Below are 23,166 nucleotides of genomic sequence, written 5' to 3'. Positions count from 1 at the left end.
GATTTCGACAGGGAAATATTCCTGTTTTCGAATAGACCTCGCCGGATCGAGGAAAGGGATGATGCGTCTAGCGCTGGCCAAGACGGTATCTGTTGCCCTCTGCTTGTTGCTTCTCGGCTTGCTTGATGCGGAAGCATTGGAAGCTGATACCTCTTTGGCCATCGAGACCGGCAAGCTGGTCACCAGCTTCATGAATCCTCCTGCCGACTCTGGCGCTCCCGCCATCTCAGGCATGAGCGTTGCGATCGGCCGCGCAGGAACGCTCTTGTATGCAGATGGCTTCGGCAGCGCCTCGCCAGGTCGTCCCGCTACGGCACGCACCATCTACATGGTCGGATCTATTACGAAGCAATTCACAGCGGCGGCATTGTTACGCCTCATCGACAAAGGGGCGAGTATTCGGGGGCGCTCGGAGACGATCAAATTGGATACGCCAGTCGCTGACATTCTCGATGCCGCTCACGATTGGCAACTCGAAGGTGGACCACCCATCACGATCAGCAACCTTCTGTCCATGACGTCCAATCTTCCGAACTACACACGGCGTCCGCCGCGTGATTTGGACCCATGGGGCGCGGTTCCTGCCCGGCAGCTTCTGACGGCTATCAAAGGCTATCGACCGAGCGGGTATCCGGGGTCTTTTGAATATTCGAACACAAGCTACTTCTTGCTTTCGGAAATCATGGAACAGCTCGCAGTCGCTGGTTCGACGCGCAGCTACCACCAGATCCTTGAAGACGAGATCTTCGTTCGCTTGGGATTGAGTGACACCGGATTTCGCGCCGATCCGCATATCGCCGCTGGGCTCGCAACTCCCCACTATGGACGCCGTCCTCGTTTCTTTCAGCCCGACTGGCTCAAGGGCAGTGGCGATGTGGCTTCGACCGTCATCGACATCTTTAAATGGAATTCCGAGCTTATGGCGGGTAATGCGCTGAGCGCCGGCATGCGAGCCGTCATGTTTTCCGACAGCGGACGCGTGGATGCATGGACCTATTATGGCGCAGGTTGGTTCGTTTCACATAAAGACGAGGTCGATCGCTATTTTCATAGCGGCACCGTATCGGGTTACACCTCATTCAATCTGATCGTTCAGCCCAAGAACTCTGACTGGGTATCTGTCGTGTTGCTCGCCGATAGTGACGGCGTGCAGGATATCGATGTGCTAGCGGAACATATCGCGCAGCTCGTTCGCGCACACTGAAGGGTGGGCTTCGCGCATTCCCGGGAAAATGGCCTTGTCAGGAAGGAAGTGCGCCTTCCGTGTTCTTAATCAATACAGGTGGGAAATCGCGCAGCATGCCTGTGGGCGAAGCGAAAACACCCGATGGTTGCGCGCGCGGGATCGATACGAAGCGATTTCGGAAGGTAACAATATCACAAGCGTGTGAAGGGGAAGTGTTCCTATGACCTATGGGAACTCGTCCCATGGCTGAGGAATTTTTTGCACCCTAATTTCTGCGCGCTGAAATCAGCACGGTCGCAAGTTCATGTCGCGGCCGAACGAATGAGACCGGACTAATCTTTCGCAGTGCAGCTCTTTCAAATCCGCCACAGCCGTGGAGGGTGAAGAAGTGTTGCCTGAAGCCGGCCGGCGAGAAAGCCACCTCAGTTTTCGCGGGGTGCGGAGACTGAGAAAAAATAGGCTAGGAGGAAGTATCCATGAGGACGAACAGGTTCCGCCTCGCTGCGGGAATACTGGCAGCGCTGGTCGGCTTATCCGTGCCGGCGCTAGCCGATGACGAGGTGACCAAGCTCGCGCAGGACCCAAACCAATGGCCATCTGCCGGACGAGACAACGCCCTGACGCGTCACAGCGCACTCAAAGACATCACTACCGAAAACGTTTCCAAATTGCAGATGGTGTGGTCGCAATCGACCGGCGCGCTGCGGGGGCATGAAGGACAACCCGTCGTCATCAGTGACGTTGGTGGGAAGCCGATGATGTTCTTCGTTTCAGGCTGCCCTGAAATGTCCAAGTGCAACATCGTGCAGGGGCTCGACCTCTCCGACCCCGATCATCCCAAGCAAGTTTGGAACTACGTGAAGCAAACCGATCGCGATGAAACAGCAGTTCCTCGCGCGTGCTGCGATACCGTCAATCGAGGACCGGTATATGCGGACGGAAAAGTAGTGTTTGGCACGCTCGACGGCTTCGTCGTGGCGCTTGATGCACAGACGGGCAAGGAAGTCTGGGTCGTGAAGCATGCCTGGCCAGAGAAAGGCGAAACGATTACCAACGCGCCGCTCATCGCTGATGGCCTGGTGATTATCGGTTTCGGCGGCGATGAATTTGCAGCGCGGGGTCGGGTGAACGCCTACGACCTCAAGACCGGCAAGCAGGTCTGGAAATGCTATTCAACCGGCTCTGATAAAGACGGTTGCCTGACGCCCGAGACCAACAAGGCCAATCCTCACTTTGGGACCGCGGGCAAAGACCTCGGCATCCATACCCACGTGGGCAACGATTGGAAGATCGGCGGCGGCTCCGCATGGGGCTGGTTCAGTTACGATCCCGAATTGAAGATGATCTACTATTCCACAGGCAATCCTGGTCTTTGGAGCCCATCGTATCGTTGCTCGAGGAAAACACATGAAGAGTGCAACTCGGGCGAGTTCGACAACAAGTGGTCGATGACGATCTTCGGGCGCAAGGTTGATACGGGGGAGGCCGTGTTTGCCTACCAAATGACCCCGTTCGACCAGTGGGACTATGATGGCGTCAATGAAAACATTCTCGTCGATATGAACGTCGATGGAAGAGCTCGTAAGACGCTCGTCCATTTCGATCGCAATGGCTTCAATTATGTTCTCGATCGTACTGACGGCACGCTTTTGCGTGCCAACAAGTTCGTAACCGTGAATTGGGCAGAAAAGATTGATCTTAAGACCGGCCGTCCGGTGAAGGTGCGCGAACACTCGCCTCTCGAACGCGGGCGCAATGTGAATGCATGCCCGTCTGCCATGGGCGGCAAGGATCAGCAGCCTTGCTCGGTCGATCCGGCGGAACCGAACAAATTCTATTGCCCGACCAACAATTGGTGCATGGAGCTTGAACCGCAGGAACGCAGCCATACCCAGCAGGGCACGGTCTACGTCTTTGCCAACGTTTTCATGTTCCCAGAGAAGCCGGGCATCACCGGCAAGATCAAGAAGTTCGACGTGCTTACCGGCCAGACAGACTGGGAAATTCCGGATCCCTACCCGAATTGGGGCGGCACGCTAAATACGGCTGGGGGACTGCTGTTCTACGGCTCGCTCGGCGGTGACTTCCGCGCGGTAGATCGCAACTCCGGCAAAGTGCTGTGGGAGCGCAAGCTCGCCTCGGGCATCATCGGCAATCCGATCACCTACAAGGTCAACGGCAAGCAGTATGTCTCGATCTTGTCGGGTATCGGCGGATGGATTGGCGTCCCCGTTACGGCGGGTCTGGATCTCAACGATAAGTTCGGTGCGATCGGCGCGACTGCCATGACCAAGGCGGCTAATCTCGACAAGATCCCTCAAGCCGGAACGCTCTTTACGTTCCGAGTGATGGAGTAGGCGTTTCGCCCGGCGAGACGACACACGGATCGCGCCGTGTGTCGTCTCGGCTTCGCAGGATCTTCACTGCTGAATCAAGATTTCAATGAGTGTGCAAATGGCTTGTACTGCGCGGTCGCCCATCTCGCGGTTCCTGGAGATGGGTCTGGCAACCATTGCAGCCTTGCTTGGAGTAGCAGGCGGGGCGCTTGCCGCAGACGACGCTTCGAACGACAAGGACAAACTCCGACTTGATACGGCACTGGCGCATTTGGAGGCGCAGATGCCGCTGACCTCAGCTGATCACAACGCTCTCAAGAAAGCGGCGATGCAGCGGCAAGTCTCTGGTCTGCGCGTCTGCGGCGACCCGGGCAATCTGCCGCTCTCCGACATCAACCGCGCAGGCTATGAGAATAAGATCATAGAACTCGTCGCGGCCGAGATGGGGACCTATGTCACCTACTTCTGGCGCCCGTATCTCGAACGGGGAATAACTCGCCAAACTTTCGATTCCGGCGATTGCGATGTCCTGCTCGATCTACCCGCGGGTTTCGAACGGGTGCTCGAAACTGAACCGATCTACCGCACGACCTACGTCCTTGCCTACCGAAGCGATCGCGGACTCAAAATCAAAAATCTAGACGACCCGCAGCTTCAGTCCCTCTCGATCGGTACGTACCAGACGTCGGGAATCCGAATGGCTCTCGCGCAGCGGGGCATCCGGGAAAATGTTACGCTCCACGTCGTCAGCCACAACGCCGACCTTGATCCGGCAGCCCAGCCTTGGCGCCAAGTACAGGACGTGATCGACGGTAAGCTCGATGTCGCTGCAGTGTGGGGACCATTTGCGGGTTGGCTGAAGACGACAAAAAAGGAACCGCTTGTCGTTCAGCCCGTCAATCTCGATGAAGATGACGTCCCTTTAGAATTTGACCTCGCAATCGGCTTACGAAAAATCGACTGGATTCTGAAATACAAGTTCGACCTGGCCTTGAACGCGAAGCGGACTGAGATCGAGAGGATCCTCCTCGATTATGGCGTTCCGCTCGTGCAGTGCAGTCGGTGCATCGTGGCCGGTGACCTACCGTCTCACGGGACATATACGCGACCGATCGACGACCCTCGCGCAGCTTACGCCAAGGCGGCTCCAGATCAGAAGGTCGATCGCGCGCGCCTAGAAGATTGGCTAAAGAGCGGCGCCGATATCAATCAGGAATTGGTCAACGCCGTTCTTGCGGGCGACCTTGAGCGCGTATCATTCCTCATCGACAAGGGCGCGGACGTCAACAAGACCGACGTTGAAGGATACGCACCGCTTCATGTTGCCGCCAGAAATGAAGATGCCAAGGCGATCGAAGCGCTCGTCACACGCAAGGCCAATCTCAACATCAAGGATCGCGATGGCTACACGGCTCTGCAACATGCGGTGCTGCGGGATTCACCAGCAGCGGTACGGGCGCTCGCCGGCAACGGCGCCGATCTGGAGTTGCGAACGCCTGCGGGTGTAACGCCTCTCGCGCTTGCCATACTCGAAAGTAAGTACAAGGCGGCCATCGCTTTGATCGATGCCGGCGCGGAAGTCGAGACGTCCGACGGTGACGCGAAGCTCACGCCGTTGATGCTGATCGCAGGCTCCGAAGATCGTGAACTGACCCTAGGCGCTGGGGTCGCGCGGATCGAAAAGGTGAATCCCGGAGACCCTGGCCCCCTCGAATTGGCGCGTGCGCTTATCGCAAAGGGCGCAAAGGTCAATGACGTCTCCTCGACCGGCGTGACCGCACTCCTGCTCGCTGCAGCACACAACAACGCGCCGATCGTAGGACTTCTCGTTCAAGCGGGGGCCGATCGCAACTTCAAGTCGCCTCAAGGGCTGACTGCCGAGGATCTGGCGAAATCGAACGGAAATACCGCCGTCGTCAGCCTCCTGAACCTCCTGACGCAGGCCGGAAGCAACTGAGCAGAACCGAGAGAATTTCGGGAATTTTCGGCAATCGCGAACACGTTAAATGGATGCTGTCGGTGGTCAACCGCAATCAATCGCTTGGAATTTTGGCTTAGTCCAATTCGCTATGGAAGGATCGGCTCGTGAGAAATCGGAATTGGTTTTTTCTGTTCACTGCGGCGCTCATGCTGTGCGCGGCGGCTCTGCTGGCTTCAACGCATGTCGTGCGAGCGGACGACGATGATGACCCGCAAGCCGCAGCAAAGGCTGCCGCTGCGAAAGCCTACGAAGAGTTCAAGGCCAGGAAACCGACGGAAGTCACCCACAAGCCGCCGTTGGACGTCGATAAGGCCAATCCGATCGGCACCATGAAGAACCCATACACGGATCAGGCGGACAAGATCGAAGAGGGCAAGAAGCTCTACTTTTCCTATAGCTGCAACGGCTGCCATGGCGGTGGCGGCGGTGGCGGCATGTGCCCGCCGCTCACAAACGACACTTGGGTTTACGGCAGCGACGACGACATTCTGTTCCGCCTCGTTTCCCATGGAAGCCAGGAACTCCAGAAGACCTATGGCTTGAGCCGGAAGGGGCAGGAGAGCGTCGTTGGGCCGATGCCGCCGTTCGGGGGGATCATCAAGGACGACGATGAACTTTGGAAGATCATCGCGTTCGTTCACTCGCTCAACAAAGGTCGACGGAACTGGTGATACGCCGCGGACGAAGCTGGTGCGGCCGTTCGATACGCCATGCTTGTGCGAATGGTGTTGCTCTGATGCTTGCGTTTTTTTTGCCTCTGTTGACTTTGCCGGTACGGAGCGATGATGCTCCGGCCGGCAGTACCGGGGCGGCGTTGGATGTAAAAATAGCTTACCTCGGTAAGTCTTACGCCGAGGTCGAGCCTCTGTCGCTCGTGGACAAAGTCTTCACTGATAAGGGCATCCAAGGAGCGCGGATAGGTCTAGTCGAAGACAACATGACGGGGCGGCTGATCGGGCAAACCTTCAGGCTAGTGGAAGCGATCATTCCCGAGAGCGAGGATATTAGACCCGCCGCCGTCAACATCCTGAAATCTGGCGTATCGCTGATCGTCGCCGATCTAGAGCCGACGGATCTCCTGGAAGTTGCGGACATCGCGGAGGCCCATAACGCGATCATAATGAATATTCGTTCGAACGATGGCCGGCTGCGTAATGACCAGTGCCGCCGCAATATCTTCCACGTCCCACCTGATTGGTCGATGCGTGCTGATGCACTCGCGCAGTTCCTGATATGGAAGCGTTGGAAGAGGTGGGGACTCATATCCGGCGCGCAGTCTCAGGACAAAGACTACGCCGATGCGTTGCACCGTGCAGCCAAGCGGTTTGGCGCGGAGATCGTCGGCGAAAAGCTCTATGCGTACGTTGCGGGCTCGCGCCGAACAGATACCGGGCATCGGCAAATTCAATCACAGATGCCAGTGCTGACCCAGAACTTGGGAAACTACGATGTTATCGTCGTTGCCGATGTCGGAGAGAATTTCGGCGACTATCTTCTATTCAATACATTTGAGCCGCGTCCTGTTGCTGGCACGCACGGCCTGATCGCCGTTTCGTGGCACCGGTCATACGAAGAGAGTGCCGCCACGCAAATGCAGAACCGGTTCGAGAGAAAAACGGGCCGCGTGATGACCGAACGCGACTATTCGGCTTGGCTTGCCGTGCGGATATTCGGGGAGGCGGTCACGCGGACAAATTCGTCCGACGCGGGAACGCTGCGAGAGTATCTGATTTCGGATAAGTTCGAAGTGGCCGGCTTTAAATCACAAGGCATGAACTTTCGCAGATGGGATCGCCAATTGCGCCAACCCATTCTGCTCGTCGGGCCGCGCGCGCTCGTGTCGATATCCCCACAAGAAGGCTTCCTGCATCCCAAGTATCTCACCGACACGCTCGGTTTCGACGAGCCGGAATCGAGATGTCAACAGAGAGGCTGACCAGCTTAGCAACATGAAGAAACTCGCTGTGGTCGCGACCGCATTGTCCGCTTCTTTAACCGCTCTGTTGAGCGGGCAAGCCTCTGCCGGCATCGCTTTCATCAGCAATGAGAAAGACAACACAATCACGGTCCTGGACATTGACGCTCTCAGGGTTGTCAAGACCGTGCCGGTCGGCAAACGACCACGTGGCATGGTCTTGTCCCCCGATCGTAAGACGCTCTTCATCTGCGCGGGCGACGACAATCGGTTGGACGTGATGGACACGACGACATTCCAGATCACGAGCACGCATGAAACCGCGGGGCCGGATCCCGAGCTGCTCGATATCGACCATGCGGGGAAGTTCATTTACATCGCCAACGAAGATGATGGCATGGTCACCGTTATCAATGCGGCTGACGGCTCGGTGCGGGGCGAAATTCAGATCGGGGTAGAACCCGAGGGCATGGCGGTGTCGCCCGACGATTCCATCGTGGTCGCCACATCTGAATCGACGAGCATGGCCCACTTCATCGACATCAAGTCGATGAAGGTTGTTGCCAACGTCCTCGTCGACACGCGGCCGCGGGTGGCGCGTTACAGCCCCGATGGCAGAGAGGTATGGGTTACCGCTGAAGTCGGCGGGAGCGTATCGGTTATTGATGCGTCGGCACGGAAGATAAAAAGGCGTCTGACTTTCAATATTCCAGGGGTGCGATCCGAGCTCATTCAGCCGATGGGCGTGCAGTTTTCTGCGGATGGAAAGAAAGCTTTTGTGGCCTTGGGGCGCGCGAACCGTGTCGCGGTGGTCGATACCGGGACTTATGAAACGACAAACTACATTCTCGTCGGTCAGCGTCCTTGGCACATGGACTTTAATGCAGACCGCTCGAAACTCTTCACCGCTAACGGTCTGTCGAATGATGTCACCGTCATTGATGTCGCTTCCGAAAAGGCGGAGAAATCCGTTCCCGTAGGGCGGTTGCCTTGGGGATTGGTCATAAAGCCGTGAGCACCTCGGATCATTCCCATGTCGCTTAGACAACGCCTTCTCATCAATGTCGCCCTCGTTCTGTTTCTCAGCGTAATCGTCGGCGCTCTGACGACCTACTGGAGGGCGGCGGCCAAGATCGAGACGGAACTGCACTCTGCGTTCGTGGTGGGAGAGCAAATACTGGAAGATGGCGTCAACGGCTTAAACGGCTCGCCCAACCCGTATCACGCTTTGATTGGGATCATCGAGCAGTTCAATAGTGCGCGCCACCTCAAAGTCTCAATCGTGGATAAGGGCGGCGAGCGCGCGGTTCAGTCCCACATAGAAACGCCGAGCGAGCCGGCGCCGGAGTGGTTCTACAATCTTCTGGCAGGTTCCACCGAATCTGCACACGTAAAATTGCCTCCTGAAATTCACGGCTATTCGGCCTTTCTTATTGAGACCGATCCACGCAACGAAGTGCAGGAAGTGTGGGAGGATGTTGGCAACAGCCTGTTGCTCGTAGGGCTTCTGGCGGCATTGGTAAGTGCGCTCATCTACTGGACAGTCGGCCGGGAGTTGAAGCCGCTCGAACAATTAGGCGACGCGCTGTTGCGTGGGGCAGAGGGGGATTTCAGCACTCGCGTCGAAGAACGCGGAGCTCGCGATATCCGGGCCGTGACCAGCGTATTCAACCATATGGCGGCCAAGCTCGAGCAAGCTGAAGCTGCGAAGACTTTGCTCGAGGAGCAGCTCTCAAGCGTGCAGGAAGAAGAGCGGGCCGAACTGGCACGCGACCTTCACGACGAGATCGGACCGCTTTTATTTTCGGTCGGCCTAGATGCGGCGGCCGTTCAAAATTCGTTAGGCGACAATCAACTTGGAGATGCCGCCGATAGGTTGGAATCCATTCGCGAAGCTGTGGGGCTGAGCCAAAGGCGCGTTCTCCAAATCCTTGGGCGGCTGCGAACAGGGACGGTCGAAGACCTTGGCCTCGAAGCAGCCGTTCAAAGGCTCGTTGAATTTTGGACCGCCCGCAAACCCGGTCTCGAAATCACGACGACCATTCCGGAAGGTGGCGTCGGGGTTGAGCTCGACTCCGTCGTCTACCGCATTGTCCAGGAGAGCATTAGCAACGCCGTGCGACATGGGAAGACAACGACCATCGATGCCGCCGTTAAGTTCGATGATAGCGGCTTAAGCGTTCACGTAGTCGACGACGGCGGCGGACTCAAATCAAGCCGTGCGGGCCATGGTCTTACCGGTATGCGAGAGCGAGTAATGGCTAAGAGAGGCCGCTTCAATGTCAGGAATCGTCCCGACGGGCGGGGAACCATCGTGGAAGCGCGATTTGGAAAAGCGACTGAGCAGCATCATTCTTTGGCCGGCTCCCATGCCGGTTCGGTGTCCCTATGAGAATACTCCTGGTAGATGATCACGTGCTGGTGCGGGAAGGCGTAAGGCGCCTGCTTTCCGCCATCCCGGGCGCCGATATTCACGAAGCAGCGACGAGCTATCAGGCTCTCACGGTCTTTCGGCAGCAAAATCCTGACGTCGTCGTTCTCGATATCAGCCTTGCTGGCTCGAGCGGTCTCGAGTTACTCAAGCGTTTCCTTATCGAAAATCCAAATTCGAAAGTGCTGATGCTCAGCATGCATGCGGAGGCGATTTATGCTGCCCGCGCTCTGCAAGCTGGAGCTCGCGGCTACATTTCCAAGGCGGCATCGGCAGAGGAACTCATTGCCGCGGTTCTTCGGGTGGGAGAGGGGAAACGCTACGTCGAGCGCGAGATAGCGACCGATCTCGCCATGAAACAATTTTCGGGTGGCGGCGATCTTCTCGAGCGACTGACGATGCGTGAAATCGAGATCCTAAGGCTCCTCGGAGAAGGCAAAAGCCTTTCAGCAATCGCATCCACGCTTGGTGTGGCCTACAAAACGGTGGCCAATGCGTGCAGTTTGATGAAGTCAAAGCTTGCCGTAGAGCGAACCGCCGATCTTATTCGCATGGCGCTCGAAATGAGGAAGACCTGAACGCTTCACTTAGCTCGCAATGGGAAGCGGGAAGCTCAACATCGGGAAGTCGTCCCGTGGTGCCGCGAATAGCCGGCCCGTACTGTCGGCATGCCACGCTTGCGGTAGGGTGGTGCGAACGCACGATCCTCCTGGGTTCATACCATCCGCCGCATTTTTTTCGAACACGCGCGAGCAAGTCAAAAAAAGCGATCCTCTCCTAATCAATAGATGAAACACCTCCAGCGTGCGATCTTGTTGTTGTTGCTTATGGGCTCGGCGAGCAGCTTAGCTCTCGCCGCGGGTCTTTCATCGATGGAAACGCTCCAATTGAAAGTTGGGCGACAGGATATCGATCAGCAATCAAAAATATTGTGGCAGCGGTTCGGACCGTTCTGTGAGATCGCTGAGTGGCACCCCGAGGTGCTCTCATGCACGGAAGGCAAAGAGGGCGGCGCGACCTTTCGGACGCTCTCGCTCAAAGATGGCAGCAAGATAAAAGAGCGGCTACTGAGTTCCACACCTCTGAGCTACGACTACGCCATCGTAGATAGTCTCTTGCCGGTAAAGAACTACCACGCGGCATTCTCCATCGCATCGAAGGGGGAAGAACTCGATATTATATGGTCAGCTTCCTACGATGCAGCCGACGGCAAATCAGACAGCGAAGCGCGAGCCGCAATCGACGGCGTTCTGCGCGAGGGTATGGCTAGCATTAGCTCGAAGCTATCGGACCTGAATCTGAAAATTACGCCCGCGCGAGCAAGCTCTCAATAAATTCCGGATACCGTTCAATCTATAGATGCGGATCGTCCCTCTACGCCCACGTAAGAGGCGTCTCTTAGTCCAATTGGCATTCACCTAGATTGTCTAGCTATGTCTTTTGCCTTGCTGGCGAATGGTGCGATCATCGCCAGCATCATATCGACCTCGGCTTTCCAAGCCGTGTGGGGTGATCCGGCATTGAAAGGTGGCTCTGGCGCGTATTCGGCTATGAGCTGAAGAGATTCGGCATATGTCTGGTCACGAAGCTTGGCTACAAGCGACAACCCCATATCTATGCCTGAGGTGACGCCCGCTGCGGTCGCGCGATTTCGGTCAAAGACAACACGCTGATCGACCGGTTCTGCGGGAAACTTTCGGAGACGGAGCAGTTCGTTGCGACGATTGAACGAATTGACTTAGTTCCCGTTGCCTAGTGATCGTCCCGACATGCGTCAATTGCGCCGTAACATCGTGGTCCGAGATTTCCTGCTGGCACTTTATGTGCTGTCGGCGGCGACTTTTGGCTTTGCGCATAAGCCAATCACTATCGCCTCGAGTGTCGACCTTTCGGCCTACGCGCTTCCCGACGGCTCGCTGCCCTTCATCTGCGGGGGTAAGAATGGCCCCGCTGGTAAGCACGTATGTGCCTTATGCGATGCGTGCCTAATAAGCGCCGCGCCTGGACTTCTATCCGATCACGAGCCACCGTCAGAACTGCCCGGTAAAATTCTCGCCGAGGCACGGCCGGACGACTACCGCGCTCACGTGGGATCGGATCGTCCGCTAAGTTTCCGCTCGCGCGCTCCCCCTCAACTCGAAACTTGATCCCGAAGTCGATGGACGTGATGGAACGCCGTTCCTTCGCGCCGTTTTGGGTTGGATTCAGCAACGTGGGGCAATCATGTCTTCGCCATGTGCAATTGCACAGGCGCAAGCCACAGCGGCTTGCGCACAGCTAAGCACGTCATTCGTCATAACGCCGTACCAAAGCTTGAGTGATCGGGGCGCGAATGTCCTCTACGCCGTGCTCGGCGCGGCGGTCGGCATTGTTCAACTGCCATTTCTTTTGCGGGGTTATTGGCCGGTCACGGTATTCTCGCTGCTCGATCTCTCCGGCGTTCTACTCGCGCTTCATGCGTTCCGGTGCTGCCAGCGCGAGCGTAGGGAAGAGATCGTCATCAAGGACGGCATTCTCAAAATTCGGCGCTCGGCCTTCAGAAGGCCTGTCCGCGAAATCGAAATCGCTTGCTTTGGCTCAAAGCTCATCAAAGCTGACGATCCGGACTTTGGATGCCGGCAGCTTTTTCTGTCGGTGAGGGGCAAGCGTGAGGAAATCGCGCGCGATCTCTCACCTTCCGAACGAGAAACTTTTGCCGACGCTTTGTGGCAAGCGTTGCGTCCTTACTCGGTATCGCTCGTCACGGAGACCGCCATGAGCTGGGCGATCTTCACCCAAGGTCCCTACGCGCCATAAGGCAGCGACAGAGCGGGTAAAATGAAATTGCGGCCAGCGACAGCTTTTCGGGCATTTCTGCTAGCGCTTTATGCGCTGGCGAGCGCGCTGATAGGTGCTGCTCACAAGCCGCAATTCGTTCCAGCGCCAATCGACCTCGCAGCCTTCGCCCTGCCCGATGGCACCATTCCGGTCATCTGCTGGTCGCCGTCTAAGGGAGCGGGGCAGAAAGGCGCTCATAAAGGTGTCTGCGACGCTTGCAGATTGATTGGAGCGCCGGGATTGCCAGCGCCATGTGAAAGCAATCCAAGCGTTCTCGCCAACCCCGGCGAGCGAATAGCCCACCAATATATTTCGAGCGTCGGGCCGGCGGCAAACCTAGCCTCGCTTGGTGCTCGCGGACCGCCGACAGTCTGAGCCTTCGAAAGATTCACGCGTCATATGCCGCTCGGCGAGCCATTCGGCTCGGCTTGAACGCGAGCAGATGACCAAACCTGACAAAAAAATTAGGAAACCGCTCATGGACAACATGCTCGGCATGTATCCGACGTTCTACGTGCCCTACATCGGCACGGCATGGGTCATGGGAATCATCGGCGTCATTCACGTCGTTGCGTCCCATACTTCGGTCGGCGCAGCCTTTCTCTTCGCGCTGCTCGAAACGAAAGCTTACCGGGACAACCAACCGCAACTGCTCGATTTCATCAAGCGCTACGGCCTGTTTCTCCTCGTCTTCTCCTACATCATCGGATCGATTACCGGTCCTGGTATCTGGTACGCAATCACGGTCGCGAGCCCGCGCGGCGTCAGCGGCCTTATCCATAATTTCGTTTGGGTATGGGCTGCCGAATGGGTCTACTTCACCGTCGAGGTGATCGGCGTTTATGCTCTCGTCTATCTCGTCGGCAAAATCGATCCGCTTTCGCATCTCAAACTGACGTGGTCTTTCGCGCTCGCCTCATGGGCGACGATGCTTCTGATCGTCGGCATCCTGTCGTTCATGATGTGGCCGGGAAGCGAGTCCTGGTACGAGACCGGCTCGACGAGCGATGCGTTTTACAACATCAACTTCTTTGCCCATCTCGGCGTTCGAACGGGGTCGATGCTTGTCATGGCTGCGGTCGTCGGCTTGCTCGTCGTGCCCGGCATGAAAGACGAAGCGCTTAAGGCAAGTGTCGTTCGGCTCATCGCACCGGTGGGGCTAGTCGGCGGGCTCTTCTCCGTCATCATGTTCCTCTACTACCTGCAGACGCTCCCGAAGAATGCGCACGTCATGTTGGAGGCGCATCTTCTCCCTATTTACGCGGAAGGTATGATCGCCGTTGCGGCCGTCACGGCCATCTATTTGATCTCAGCGATGCTATGGCCCCAGATGATACGGCTGTGGGTAGCGGTCCCGCTCTTCCTGTTTATCGCCATCGTCGGGGTCTGGCCCGAAGAGCGCATGCGCGAAAGCATGCGCAAGCCCTATGTCGCCGGCCAATACATCTACGGAAATCAGGTCATCGCACGCGACGTCCCCGGCAAAGGCATTGTCGGTGAGGTCGACACCATTGCCGACAAGGGACTGCTCAAGCTGCACCCCTTTATACCGGATCGGCTGCGGACGATCACGTCTGAGAATAAGCTGGAAGTTGGCGAACTCCTTGCCAAGATCGCGTGCTCGAATTGCCATTCGCTCAATCCCGGCGCGCCTCTTCGCAGCCTTCCCGACAAGTTCCGTCGCTCAACAGATGAAGATTTGATAGCCGCCTTCCTCAAGGGGCCTCTCAGGCACGGCAGCGTTGCATACATGCCGCGCATTGATCTTCCGGACGACGAGATCGGTGCCATCGCCCATTACATCGCGACGGTGAATGGCAAGGCGGGTCCCTTGAAGCAGGACGCCACGCCAATTGCAGAAGCCAACCCCAATTCCGAGACCAAGAAGGAATAGCAGACATGGATGTCGGAACCGTTCTCAATACCATGCGCGATCCGGCAGGCGTTCCCGCGCCTCCGCTCGTGTTCCAAGTCCTCGCCGTCGTGACGTGGGTCTTCCATATCGCATTCGTATTTCTGACGCTCGGTTCGGGCGTGCTTGCCGTCTATGCGTTTTATAAACGCGAAGCGGGACCGTTCTGGGAGCAACTCTCTCTTGCGATGACGAAGGTCGCGAAAGTGGGAGTCTCGCTACTGATTGTCCTTGGCGTGGCTCCCTTACTCTTCACGCAGGTCATCTACGATCCGCAGTGGTACACATCCAACGTGCTCTCTGCGGCATGGGCGATCGGATTTATCTTTACGCTGATCGTCGGCTATTGCCTCTGGTTCGTCTTCTATGAGGCGAACCACGAGGGAGCGAAGCGTTATGTCGGCATCTACGCCGTCATGAGCCTCGTGCTTTTCGCGCTCGACGGTTTGATCATGCACGTTCTCACCTACCAGGCGATCCAGCCTGACAAGTGGATGTCGTGGTACGCGCCAGGAGGTATCGTCGATAACAGCGGCACGACACTTCACGCGATAGAGTGGCCGCGCTACCTCTTCATCATGAGCCTGTCGGCGCCAGCGATCGGCCTTTATCTGCTGGCCTACGCAGATTATCTGTCGGTGCGCAAAGATAAGACACGCGAATACCTCGAGTTCTCGCGCAATCTCGGTCGTAAGATCGCCGCCGGCGGTGGCATCATCTCGGCGTCGCTGGCTCTTTGGTGGCAATTCGACCTCCCCGCCTCGACAGGGCTCAGGTCTGAGCCGTTGGGCTGGGCCATACCCCTAGGTTTTGCGATGCTCGGGTGGTTGGCTTCGCAGAGAATTCTGCGACTGCATGGCTACATCTTGCTCAGCCTTGGCGCGGCGATGATCGCGCTCCTCGCGATTTGGCGCGAGCTTATCCGTATCGCCTACCTGAAGCCATTCGGATACGTGGCGGACGCCTACAAGATCCACGCCGACTTGCCATCAACGGTGCTGTTTTTCTCAACCATCCTTGGCGTCGGCGGTCTCGTTGGCGGGTACTATCTGACGCTGCTTTACCGCGCGGGCCGCGTCGAAGGCACCTACACGGCGAGCCCTGGAGTTTCTCGTCTTGGCTCCGCAGCCGTTGCCGTCCTCGTCGTCTGGATCGGCGTGTTTTTCGTCTACGGCGTCGCCATTTGGCTTCGCAATGCCTTCCTCGCTTAGCTTTCGGAGAAACCTAATATGATCCATATCAAATGGTGGGCCGTAACGGCGGCCGCTTTCACGATCACTCAAATCAGCGCGCCTACCAATGCTGCGGACATAGCTGCCGGTCGGAAGCGCGCGGAGGTCTGTATGGCCTGTCACGGAGAGCGAGGTAAAAGCGAAATCCCGGGCGTGCCAAATCTTGCCGGCCAGGATCGCGACTATATCGTCTCGGCGTTGAAGGCCTATCGTGCCGGAACAGAGCGGACAAATCCGACGATGGCGGAAATGGCGAAGCCGCTGAGCGATGCCGACATCGACAACCTGTCTGCGTTCTGGAACTCCCTCAGTCCGGCTACGACGGCCCAGAAATAACAGCATGTCCGAGGCGTCGTCATCGGCGGCGCCTCGGTCATTGGAAAGCAAAGTCGGCCGCTCATAGGATAGCGGACCTCGCACTATCCTTGAATTATTGCGGCCCTGCCCAAGGTCGCGACGTCTGCAAATGGGATGTAAGCTCGCTTCAAGGGCTTACCTGCGGCGCGGAAGAGGATGGCGATGAAAGTGCTGTTCAAAGAAAGCGTTATTGTGCTCCTTCCCGAGAGCGATGAAGAGAAGCAAGCGTTGACCGGCTGGCATACCGCGCACCTCGACCACGTTCTTAACGTGATGCCCGGCGGAGACAGAGGCCATGGTGCGATCACGCTCTATAATCTCGGTGCAAAGGTCGATGCCTGCCGCGAGCCTATTAATATCGTGAGCGACTCGGCCAATCCCATTGCGCGCTTGATAAGCAATTTGGCGCCGACGCCGTTTGAACTCGATGGGCAGTACTACGCCTCTGTCGAGGCATTCTGGCAGGGACTAAAATTCGATTCAGATCTCGAGAGAGCGCGCCTTGCGAAGTACGACGGTGTGACGGCGTTGCGGGAAGGCAGACGGCGGGCCTATGGGGCAACAATAATGTATAAAGGGGATGAGGTTGTGGTCGGGACCTGGGCCCATTGGCACCTGATGGAGCGTGCATGCCGGGCGAAGTTCGAACAGAATGCTCTGGCGCAGGACGCGCTCTTGGCAACAGGTGAACGCCCGTTGCTTCACGTCGTGCGGCGCGACAGCAAGACCATCCCCGGCGTAGTTATGGCCGCCGTCTGGACGAGAATCCGACGTGAGCTAAGAATGAAATAAGCGTCTAAGAATGCCGCCGCTGGCCACAAGAAAGATTGAGCACCTCATCCGCACGTTTCTGGATTTTCAAGACGACCGCCGCTCCACAAAAGCCGCCCGCCAGAGGTGTTGGTGAAAATTAAACGACCCGACTATTGCGCCACACTTGCGTTCCATCGATCCTTACATGGCGTTCCGTAATAGGCTCGCCGGATCCATTGAAAGCAAATTGGCACGGCTTTTCGTTCTCCAGTATCCAACCCACCGCGGAGAGACTTGTAAGTAGATCGCCCTCAATTTTTCGCGAATGAGTACCGATAACTAGTCTTTGCACCTTTGCGTTCAGGCAATCGAGCGATGCCGGAATCACAGACAGCTCACTACCCTGAATGTCGACGTGAACCAGGTCGTATCTTTCGTGCGAGTTCAGCGCATCCGTGAGCGATATCCCGGCGACGGGTCTGTGATCGAGTTGGAATCCCCTGTAGTCGGTTTTTTCCGCTGTCTCCGAGGCGGCTGCCCCCCAGTCTGCTGCGGGATCAATGATTGGGAAGAATACAGGGCGACCGTCGACGGTGGCGGCGGCCTCTATGATCTTCAAGTTTTCTTTCGCTATCTGATTGGCTTCTGCGTGTCGGCGAATCCAGTCACAATGTTGCGTATCAGCTTCAACCGCTACTGCCCGGAACTTAGGGTTAGACACTTTTTTGCAGAGCGCTTTCCACGCGGACGCAATCCATGGCCCATAGCCCGCACCGATCTCCGCCATAACGAATGTTTCGTTCGTGGCATCTTCGACCGCCCTGAGAACTCCAACCCATTCGATAGCATCGGCGTGGAAGCTGCCGGGCAATGGCAATTTGCGTTCGACGGCTCCAGCCAAATTTGTCATATGAGTTCCAAACCTCACATCGGTTTTGGAGCCGACGAAATCTGTGACAAAGCCCGGCGTTGGCTTGCTATCGACCTGAAATTTCCGAAGAAGATCAACATCCGCTGGACTGCAGCCTTCGGCTGTGAGGGGAGACTGTTCGGTCGCATGAAAGATTTTTGCAAACATATCGTCGATCTCTCGCCAAATTGCGCGCGCCAGTGGTCGACTAGTTTTTTGCATGAGTCAACGCTACCAGTGAAGGAGACCAGCCGCTCGCCCACCGTCTGCAGTGTGACCTGTCGAAGCGTCGCCCGTGGCGCGTGAAGTCGGCAGAAGAACCGGCCAGAACGTGGGGCAACGGGCCATGACCCGGACTGTGCCGACCTGCGATGAATGCACGCGAAGATGGGCCGCGAATGCGCCGAGGACTGGCGACGCTCGCTGGCGATGTCAACTGAGATCGCCAACAGCCGCGGACGTACACGCTGACGCGAAATGGCGCGTGCGCTCCTGACGACGGCGACGCGCCCTTCCATCGGCCGTTCTAACTACCAGTTAGGGTCCAGGATTCGGCGAAGGCGCCGGATGAACGTTGCTGGCGTTGCTGTCTGCCGACGACGTTACCGGCGGGGCGCCAGTGGACGTCTGCTGCAAGGACGGCAAGTAACCAAGCGCCCACAGCGCTGCGCCCGCCGCCAATACGATCATGACGATCAATCCAAACCACGTGCCAGCCCGGCTTTCGGGCGCTGTTGGCACGCGTCTCTCAATTCTGCGGCCGGTTTGGGGGTCTGTCTGGTATGCCATCACGACATCTCCTTTGCTTTCCTCATCGAGAAACATGGAGACGAAACCGCGCGTTCCCGCAAAAACGCATTTAGATGTGAAATGTGATATTGCATCGCATCACGATATAACAGATCGCGGGCTGTTGATCTTTCCTGAACCGCGCGCCAAAATGAGAATGTTTGTTCGAGAACAGAAGTCCGCGAGAGACAATCTCTCTTGGACTCGATACATGCGGGACAATCGTGTTCACGCTGGCGCTGCCGGGCTGCGTGTGCGCGTCGCTCGAAGCCTATTTCGTAGTGGAGCCAACCCTTTCGTGGCAGAACCTAAAACCGAGATCGGGGTGCGCTTCAAAGCTCCGCAATCTCTTTACGATCGAATCGGAGGAGAGAAGGGCGTTCGGGCCCTTGTGGAGGCATTCTACGATATTGTGGAGCACGACCGGCCCGGAGAAATACTCCACCTTTTGCACCTGCGCGGTCACGGTTTAGAGCACGCCCGTCTGGAACAGTTTCGATTTCTATCGGGATTTTTGGGTGGCCCGCGTCTCTATGTTGAACGGTACGGTCATTCCGATGTGCGCAAGATGCACGAACACGTCGAGATCACTCCACATGCGCGCGACACTTGGTTGGAGTGCATGACAATCGCGATTGATCGCGTGGGATTTGCGCCCGAAGTAAAGAGCGAATTGATCCGCTATTTCACTCGCGTTGCAACCGTGTTGGTCAATAAGGCCCAATAGGCTCCGCACGCGCTCAGCCCGTCATGGGCACGCCGTCATGTTCGCGGGACATGTGCGGGATGAACGACTGGCAATAACGAAAACCCCGGCCATGATTGGGATTGATCCGAAGTCTTATTCCAAGGTCTGCGCAGAAAAATAAGCGGTGCGAAGAGTCGATAGGGATGTCGAGCTATTTCGACCCTTGATCCCGCGTCTCGGCGATTTCATCGGCTGAATGATTGCGAAGATCGTCGGCGATCTTGGAGAACAGCCGTTGAAGACTAGGTTCCCGCACCAGCTTGGCCGCCTGGTCGAACGTGGCCCAGATTCGAGTTCGCTCGCTTTGCTCCGACCACTTTTTGAGCTCTTTCCTAACCCAAAGCGGGTAGACGTCGACCTCGATCATACGAGACCCTGCGGGCAATACTTTCCGGTACGTGTAGCGGCCGATCGGCTTGCGTTCGATTTTGCCCAGTACACCTGCCTCTTGCTCGGCCTCGCGGGCAGCGGCCTTCGAATCCGACATTTTGCGCGATGGCCAGCCCTTAGGGATCACCCATCGCTTCGTTTCGCGCGACGTTACCAGCAGGACGTAGGCCTCGCCGTTGCTTGCGATATCTATAGGGAGCGCGCCGACTTGGCGCTGCCATCGAGATTTCTTGCTCATTCCAGCGATTTCAATGCCTCGTTAGTCCGTTCCGCTTTCACCAGATAATGCCCCCCCATAGCTGGGACCGGCGATTGCCCGGTGAGCAACCGAGATGACCGCGCAGCCCTCAGTCTTTTCCAGTATCCCAGTCGGAATAGCAAATTTCGTCTCGGAAGCGCGTTCGGATGTCACTTCGTCGAAAATGATGATCGGTGCCAGTTTAATAAGCGCCTGCGCGCAATCCGACCCGTTGGCGCCCGTGGCTCGTGCGGGCTGCTCGCGCCGCGTCCTGCGGAAGGGCGCCCGGCCGCGATATCAGAATATTTCTGAAACGATCGATAAAGGAGGTTCACTTTCTACGGCACGCCCGCCAGGATCGCCTTCAACTTGTCCTGCTCCGCGCCAGCTATCGGACATCAGGCGATTTGCGATCCTTTCTGATTTGCCTCTGAAGAAGCGAGAGGATGGAAGATTTCCCTGACCGGCGCGAATAGTCGTCTTCGCCAGCCGGAGTGCTCACCGAGCAACTCTGTAGGCCGAGGTGAAGGCTCTCCGCCTCGGCAAAATAGCCCGCGCTTCAGCGAAACGCGGGATAACCAGCGGTCCCGCTTCTAAACTTTTGACGTACCGTTCTCCACCACGCCTTCACCTTACGCGATGGCCGTCGGCTCTGATGCCTGTGCGTTATCTCGGCGAGTCGAACGATCGTATCGCGCAAGACGTCGACCAATTCAGCTTGCTCCCGCGAGCTGGCATGGTTGTCCGGCGTCGAGGCGTCATCGGGGGCAAACCATTTTCTGGATAGTTGCCCGCCAAGGTAACGTTCGCTCAGCTCGCGGTTTGCATCTGCGAAGCGCGCCTTGATCATCGCTCGATCGGCATTGCTCATGAGCGCGGTCAGAGGAGCGCCTGCAGGAATGCACGCCGTGACAAGGTGACGAATATCTTGCGCGTGCTCCCACCCGCTCGCGCATTCTTCGAACATCGGCAGGATTTCGTTGAGGTGGCGTAAAACTTCGAGGCGCTGGGCATCGAGCGATCGATTTTCGTCCTCATCCAGGCGAGGATTCTTCAGCTTGATTCCCAAAGCCTCGCAGAAGTCGTGGCGAATGTCGCCTTCGACCAGGTTCACCCGGCTGTATTCTCTCACAATGAGGTTCTCGCGACCGAAAACCTCCGACCAAAGATCCAGCACAAGGAGATGATTGAAGTATCGGTTGGTAGGAACGACGCTGTCGAGGTCGAGTTTGTCCCTAACGCCGCCTTTCACCCAGGTGGACCAAGCAGCCAGAACCAGTTCGGAAGCCTCTCTTGCATAAAAAATGATCTTGATGTCATCGCGCGAAATGGCGTCGCGCAACGCTCGAAGTTGTTTCGCTTCGGTGAGGCGAGAGGAGAAGTGCTCGCACGATAAAATCAGCGAGTCATCTGAGTCGGCGGATAGACGTTTCAACGACTGCAAGACCAAGGGCAGTGTCGAACGCTTTTTCGACGAGACGAACTCGACAGGAGCGTCGAGCATGCATCCGGCGACTGGGAAATGACCTTTGTTATCGAAGCAGATGTTGTTCTTTTCGGAGGGATAATAGTAACCGGCGCGGCGCAAGGCTCGTGCATTATTGGTGAGAAATCGTTGGAGTGTGGTCGTTCCGGTTTTCTCGCCTCCGATGTGCAAAATTGCCTGCTTGCTCATTGCCAAGTTTCCCCCTGACGAGGAACACTAGGCGCGGGGCGGCCTAAGTCAAAGAGCATAGGGCCGAGAAGGCTGAATTTCTGTTGACAACAAATAAACGAGTGAATTTGCCAACATGATAGAATCTCTTTCGGTAACGTCGGCAGGAGCATCACGGAGACCAGCAATGAAATGGATGCTTGTGGAGCGGAAGCCTGACGTCGTCTATGCCGGCCGCCCGGACATCTATTTCGGTCAAGACGGTGACGGGACTGAGGCACGCGACGAAGCGATGGTCTTCGAAACCCGCGAGGCCGCCGAAGCATACCGTCGGAAGCTGGCCCATCCTTACGATTGGGTAGCGACTGGCGCACCGAAGTAAACCGCGAGCAACTAGATCCTCCGAACTGCAAAAGCATCGGTCAAAAGTTCTTTTCGAGCGTCTATTGAAATGGCGAGAGTCAGCGCTCGACGACTTTCGTCGTCGGCCGCCGAACTTCCCGCGCGGGCTTGTCCTCCCGCAGACCCTTGAACGCGGCATGACGCAGAAGTCCGTCGCCCGTCCACGCTCGATATTCGATTTGCGCGACGAGGTCAGGGCGCACCCAAATCACATCCCGCCGCTGAAGGTTTGTCAGCGGGCCGTGCGATGGGGTTGTCTCGATCTTGAGCGGCTTCAGCTTGCGCATGAGGTCCGCGGCAGTTTGTTGAGTATACCCCGTGCCGACGCGTCCGGCGTAGATCAGCCGCTTTTTGTCGTAGTAGCCGACGACCAGTGCGCCTATTGCATTCGAGCTAGCACTTGAGACCAAGTAGCCGATGATCACGAATTCATCGACCTGGATACATTTGGATTTCAACCAGTCGTCGTGCCGCCCGGACCGGTACGGGCGATCAATCCGCTTCGATATAATGCCTTCCAAGCCGAGACTGCACGCGTCCGACAGCATGCGTGCACCGTCCGCGGCCAGATGACCGCTGTATCGGATCTGCCGCGTTTTCGATCTTCCGGCAAATAGCTTCTCTAGAAGACGCTTTCGATCCCGCAGCGTTGCGCCGAGGAGGTTCAAGCCGTCGAGGTAGAGCAGGTCAAAGCAGTGCAGAACGAACTTCTCGCCAGAACCGCTCTTCAGCGCCGAGGCCAGTTCCGAAAAACTCGAGCGCCCGTCCGAATCCTCAACGACAAGCTCGCAGTCGATGATCGCGGTTCCTGGGTGAAAGGCTGCGAGCAGCTTCGGTAGCGAGCCAAATCGGGCCGTCCAATCGAGCCCCTTGCGGGTTAGAAGCTTGACGTGGGTCCCGTTTATATGAGCCTGGATACGATACCCATCGAACTTGATCTCATGCACCCACTCTTCGCCAATTGGTGGCTTCGAGACGAGCGTCGCGAGACAAGGTTCGATGAACCCGGGCATCTTCCCCGGTATCGCTCCCTCAACTTTAGAAGGGGAAGGCATCGATCGCCGTGGAGCGCTGCGAGGCTTTCGGAGAGAGGGGCGCGAGCGCGTCGCCGGGGC

At 57.1% G+C, this 23,166-nt stretch carries 22 protein-coding genes; 17 read left to right on the top strand and 5 right to left on the bottom strand.

The genetic code is table 11. The annotated features are described in order from the left end of the window. The first annotated feature begins 58 nt into the window (after positions 1-58). The 15 genes from EKK30_RS08425 (at position 59) to EKK30_RS08355 (ending at position 16,959) form a co-directional block, all read left to right on the top strand. Complete coding sequence (locus EKK30_RS08425) at positions 59-1,204, top strand: serine hydrolase (RefSeq protein ID WP_290983151.1); 1,146 nt, start codon at positions 59-61, stop codon at positions 1,202-1,204. A 458-nt stretch (positions 1,205-1,662) separates the two neighbouring features. After that, complete coding sequence (locus tag EKK30_RS08420) at positions 1,663-3,543, top strand: PQQ-dependent dehydrogenase, methanol/ethanol family (protein ID WP_290983149.1); 1,881 nt, start codon at positions 1,663-1,665, stop codon at positions 3,541-3,543. 97 nt (positions 3,544-3,640) lie between these two features. After that, entirely contained in the window at positions 3,641-5,479 is a 1,839-nt protein-coding gene (locus EKK30_RS08415) for a quinoprotein dehydrogenase-associated putative ABC transporter substrate-binding protein (RefSeq protein ID WP_290983146.1), read from the top strand. Between the two features lie 128 nt (positions 5,480-5,607). Next, on the top strand, positions 5,608-6,174 hold the full coding sequence (locus tag EKK30_RS08410; protein WP_290983143.1) for a cytochrome c: 567 nt from the start codon (positions 5,608-5,610) through the stop codon (positions 6,172-6,174). Positions 6,175-6,239: 65 nt separating this feature from the next. Beyond that, complete coding sequence (locus EKK30_RS08405; RefSeq protein ID WP_290983140.1) at positions 6,240-7,439, top strand: ABC transporter substrate-binding protein; 1,200 nt, start codon at positions 6,240-6,242, stop codon at positions 7,437-7,439. A 13-nt stretch (positions 7,440-7,452) separates the two neighbouring features. Then, positions 7,453-8,433: a PQQ-dependent catabolism-associated beta-propeller protein gene (locus tag EKK30_RS08400; protein ID WP_290983137.1), complete on the top strand. Its 981-nt coding sequence runs from the start codon at positions 7,453-7,455 to the stop codon at positions 8,431-8,433. 18 nt (positions 8,434-8,451) lie between these two features. Continuing rightward, positions 8,452-9,810 (top strand): histidine kinase, encoded by a 1,359-nt coding sequence (locus EKK30_RS08395; protein ID WP_290983134.1) that lies wholly within the window; start codon positions 8,452-8,454, stop codon positions 9,808-9,810. Then, positions 9,807-10,427 (top strand): response regulator transcription factor, encoded by a 621-nt coding sequence (locus tag EKK30_RS08390; protein WP_290983131.1) that lies wholly within the window; start codon positions 9,807-9,809, stop codon positions 10,425-10,427. Before EKK30_RS08395 ends, EKK30_RS08390 begins: the two co-directional genes overlap by 4 nt. 294 nt (positions 10,428-10,721) lie before the next feature. After that, on the top strand, positions 10,722-11,183 hold the full coding sequence (locus EKK30_RS08385) for an SRPBCC family protein (RefSeq protein WP_290983128.1): 462 nt from the start codon (positions 10,722-10,724) through the stop codon (positions 11,181-11,183). Between the two features lie 435 nt (positions 11,184-11,618). Beyond that, a complete protein-coding gene (locus EKK30_RS08380; protein ID WP_290983126.1) occupies positions 11,619-11,996 on the top strand; it encodes a hypothetical protein in 378 nt (125 codons plus the stop codon). A 76-nt stretch (positions 11,997-12,072) separates the two neighbouring features. Then, a complete protein-coding gene (locus EKK30_RS08375; RefSeq protein WP_290983124.1) occupies positions 12,073-12,645 on the top strand; it encodes a DUF2244 domain-containing protein in 573 nt (190 codons plus the stop codon). A gap of 499 nt (positions 12,646-13,144) precedes the next feature. Further along, positions 13,145-14,560: a cytochrome c gene (locus EKK30_RS08370; RefSeq protein ID WP_290983121.1), complete on the top strand. Its 1,416-nt coding sequence runs from the start codon at positions 13,145-13,147 to the stop codon at positions 14,558-14,560. A 5-nt stretch (positions 14,561-14,565) separates the two neighbouring features. Further along, entirely contained in the window at positions 14,566-15,789 is a 1,224-nt protein-coding gene (locus EKK30_RS08365) for a hypothetical protein (protein ID WP_290983118.1), read from the top strand. Between the two features lie 18 nt (positions 15,790-15,807). Continuing rightward, positions 15,808-16,146: a cytochrome c gene (locus EKK30_RS08360; RefSeq protein WP_290983115.1), complete on the top strand. Its 339-nt coding sequence runs from the start codon at positions 15,808-15,810 to the stop codon at positions 16,144-16,146. Positions 16,147-16,329: 183 nt separating this feature from the next. Beyond that, the gene (locus tag EKK30_RS08355; RefSeq protein ID WP_290983112.1) at positions 16,330-16,959 is read left to right on the top strand and encodes an NADAR family protein; all 630 of its coding nucleotides are present in this window, start codon (positions 16,330-16,332) and stop codon (positions 16,957-16,959) included. Positions 16,960-17,077: 118 nt separating this feature from the next. On the opposite strand, the gene EKK30_RS08350 is transcribed toward EKK30_RS08355, so the two are convergent. Further along, positions 17,078-17,998: a hypothetical protein gene (locus tag EKK30_RS08350; protein WP_290983109.1), complete on the bottom strand. Its 921-nt coding sequence runs from the start codon at positions 17,996-17,998 to the stop codon at positions 17,078-17,080. Between the two features lie 369 nt (positions 17,999-18,367). Further along, positions 18,368-18,619, bottom strand: coding sequence for a hypothetical protein (locus EKK30_RS08345; protein WP_290983106.1), 252 nt, complete (start codon positions 18,617-18,619; stop codon positions 18,368-18,370). Positions 18,620-18,653: 34 nt separating this feature from the next. On the opposite strand from EKK30_RS08345, the gene EKK30_RS08340 reads away from it, so the two are divergent. Continuing rightward, a complete protein-coding gene (locus EKK30_RS08340; protein ID WP_290983103.1) occupies positions 18,654-19,346 on the top strand; it encodes a group II truncated hemoglobin in 693 nt (230 codons plus the stop codon). 172 nt (positions 19,347-19,518) lie between these two features. Here the strand turns inward: EKK30_RS08340 and EKK30_RS08335 are convergent, their stop codons facing one another. Both EKK30_RS08335 and EKK30_RS08330 read right to left on the bottom strand, forming a co-directional pair. After that, entirely contained in the window at positions 19,519-19,995 is a 477-nt protein-coding gene (locus EKK30_RS08335) for an NUDIX hydrolase (protein WP_290983100.1), read from the bottom strand. Positions 19,996-20,554: 559 nt separating this feature from the next. Beyond that, entirely contained in the window at positions 20,555-21,670 is a 1,116-nt protein-coding gene (locus EKK30_RS08330) for a hypothetical protein (protein ID WP_290983097.1), read from the bottom strand. Between the two features lie 166 nt (positions 21,671-21,836). On the opposite strand from EKK30_RS08330, the gene EKK30_RS08325 reads away from it, so the two are divergent. Continuing rightward, a complete protein-coding gene (locus tag EKK30_RS08325; RefSeq protein WP_290983095.1) occupies positions 21,837-22,031 on the top strand; it encodes a hypothetical protein in 195 nt (64 codons plus the stop codon). A gap of 79 nt (positions 22,032-22,110) precedes the next feature. Here EKK30_RS08325 and ligD read toward each other — a convergent pair whose 3' ends face one another. Next, positions 22,111-23,064, bottom strand: a complete 954-nt coding sequence (gene ligD / locus EKK30_RS08320) for a non-homologous end-joining DNA ligase (protein ID WP_290983092.1) — start codon at positions 23,062-23,064, stop codon at positions 22,111-22,113. Positions 23,065-23,166 lie beyond the last annotated feature (102 nt).

The organism is Hyphomicrobium sp. (genome assembly GCF_003987855.1).
Classification (GTDB): Bacteria; Pseudomonadota; Alphaproteobacteria; order Rhizobiales; family Hyphomicrobiaceae; genus Hyphomicrobium_B.
This window is presented reverse-complemented; position numbering and strand designations above follow the sequence as displayed.

Coding starts and splice junctions, on each gene's coding strand:
- EKK30_RS08425 (WP_290983151.1), top strand. CDS start 59: ATGATGCGTCTAGCGCTGGCCAAGACGGTATCTGTTGCCCTCTGCTTG.
- EKK30_RS08420 (WP_290983149.1), top strand. CDS start 1,663: ATGAGGACGAACAGGTTCCGCCTCGCTGCGGGAATACTGGCAGCGCTG.
- EKK30_RS08415 (WP_290983146.1), top strand. CDS start 3,641: ATGGCTTGTACTGCGCGGTCGCCCATCTCGCGGTTCCTGGAGATGGGT.
- EKK30_RS08405 (WP_290983140.1), top strand. CDS start 6,240: ATGCTTGCGTTTTTTTTGCCTCTGTTGACTTTGCCGGTACGGAGCGAT.
- EKK30_RS08400 (WP_290983137.1), top strand. CDS start 7,453: ATGAAGAAACTCGCTGTGGTCGCGACCGCATTGTCCGCTTCTTTAACC.
- EKK30_RS08395 (WP_290983134.1), top strand. CDS start 8,452: ATGTCGCTTAGACAACGCCTTCTCATCAATGTCGCCCTCGTTCTGTTT.
- EKK30_RS08390 (WP_290983131.1), top strand. CDS start 9,807: ATGAGAATACTCCTGGTAGATGATCACGTGCTGGTGCGGGAAGGCGTA.
- EKK30_RS08385 (WP_290983128.1), top strand. CDS start 10,722: ATGGAAACGCTCCAATTGAAAGTTGGGCGACAGGATATCGATCAGCAA.
- EKK30_RS08380 (WP_290983126.1), top strand. CDS start 11,619: ATGCGTCAATTGCGCCGTAACATCGTGGTCCGAGATTTCCTGCTGGCA.
- EKK30_RS08375 (WP_290983124.1), top strand. CDS start 12,073: ATGTCTTCGCCATGTGCAATTGCACAGGCGCAAGCCACAGCGGCTTGC.
- EKK30_RS08370 (WP_290983121.1), top strand. CDS start 13,145: ATGGACAACATGCTCGGCATGTATCCGACGTTCTACGTGCCCTACATC.
- EKK30_RS08365 (WP_290983118.1), top strand. CDS start 14,566: ATGGATGTCGGAACCGTTCTCAATACCATGCGCGATCCGGCAGGCGTT.
- EKK30_RS08360 (WP_290983115.1), top strand. CDS start 15,808: ATGATCCATATCAAATGGTGGGCCGTAACGGCGGCCGCTTTCACGATC.
- EKK30_RS08355 (WP_290983112.1), top strand. CDS start 16,330: ATGAAAGTGCTGTTCAAAGAAAGCGTTATTGTGCTCCTTCCCGAGAGC.
- EKK30_RS08350 (WP_290983109.1), bottom strand. CDS start 17,998: ATGTTTGCAAAAATCTTTCATGCGACCGAACAGTCTCCCCTCACAGCC.
- EKK30_RS08345 (WP_290983106.1), bottom strand. CDS start 18,619: ATGGCATACCAGACAGACCCCCAAACCGGCCGCAGAATTGAGAGACGC.
- EKK30_RS08340 (WP_290983103.1), top strand. CDS start 18,654: ATGGAGACGAAACCGCGCGTTCCCGCAAAAACGCATTTAGATGTGAAA.
- EKK30_RS08335 (WP_290983100.1), bottom strand. CDS start 19,995: ATGAGCAAGAAATCTCGATGGCAGCGCCAAGTCGGCGCGCTCCCTATA.
- EKK30_RS08330 (WP_290983097.1), bottom strand. CDS start 21,670: ATGAGCAAGCAGGCAATTTTGCACATCGGAGGCGAGAAAACCGGAACG.
- EKK30_RS08325 (WP_290983095.1), top strand. CDS start 21,837: ATGAAATGGATGCTTGTGGAGCGGAAGCCTGACGTCGTCTATGCCGGC.
- ligD (WP_290983092.1), bottom strand. CDS start 23,064: ATGCCCGGGTTCATCGAACCTTGTCTCGCGACGCTCGTCTCGAAGCCA.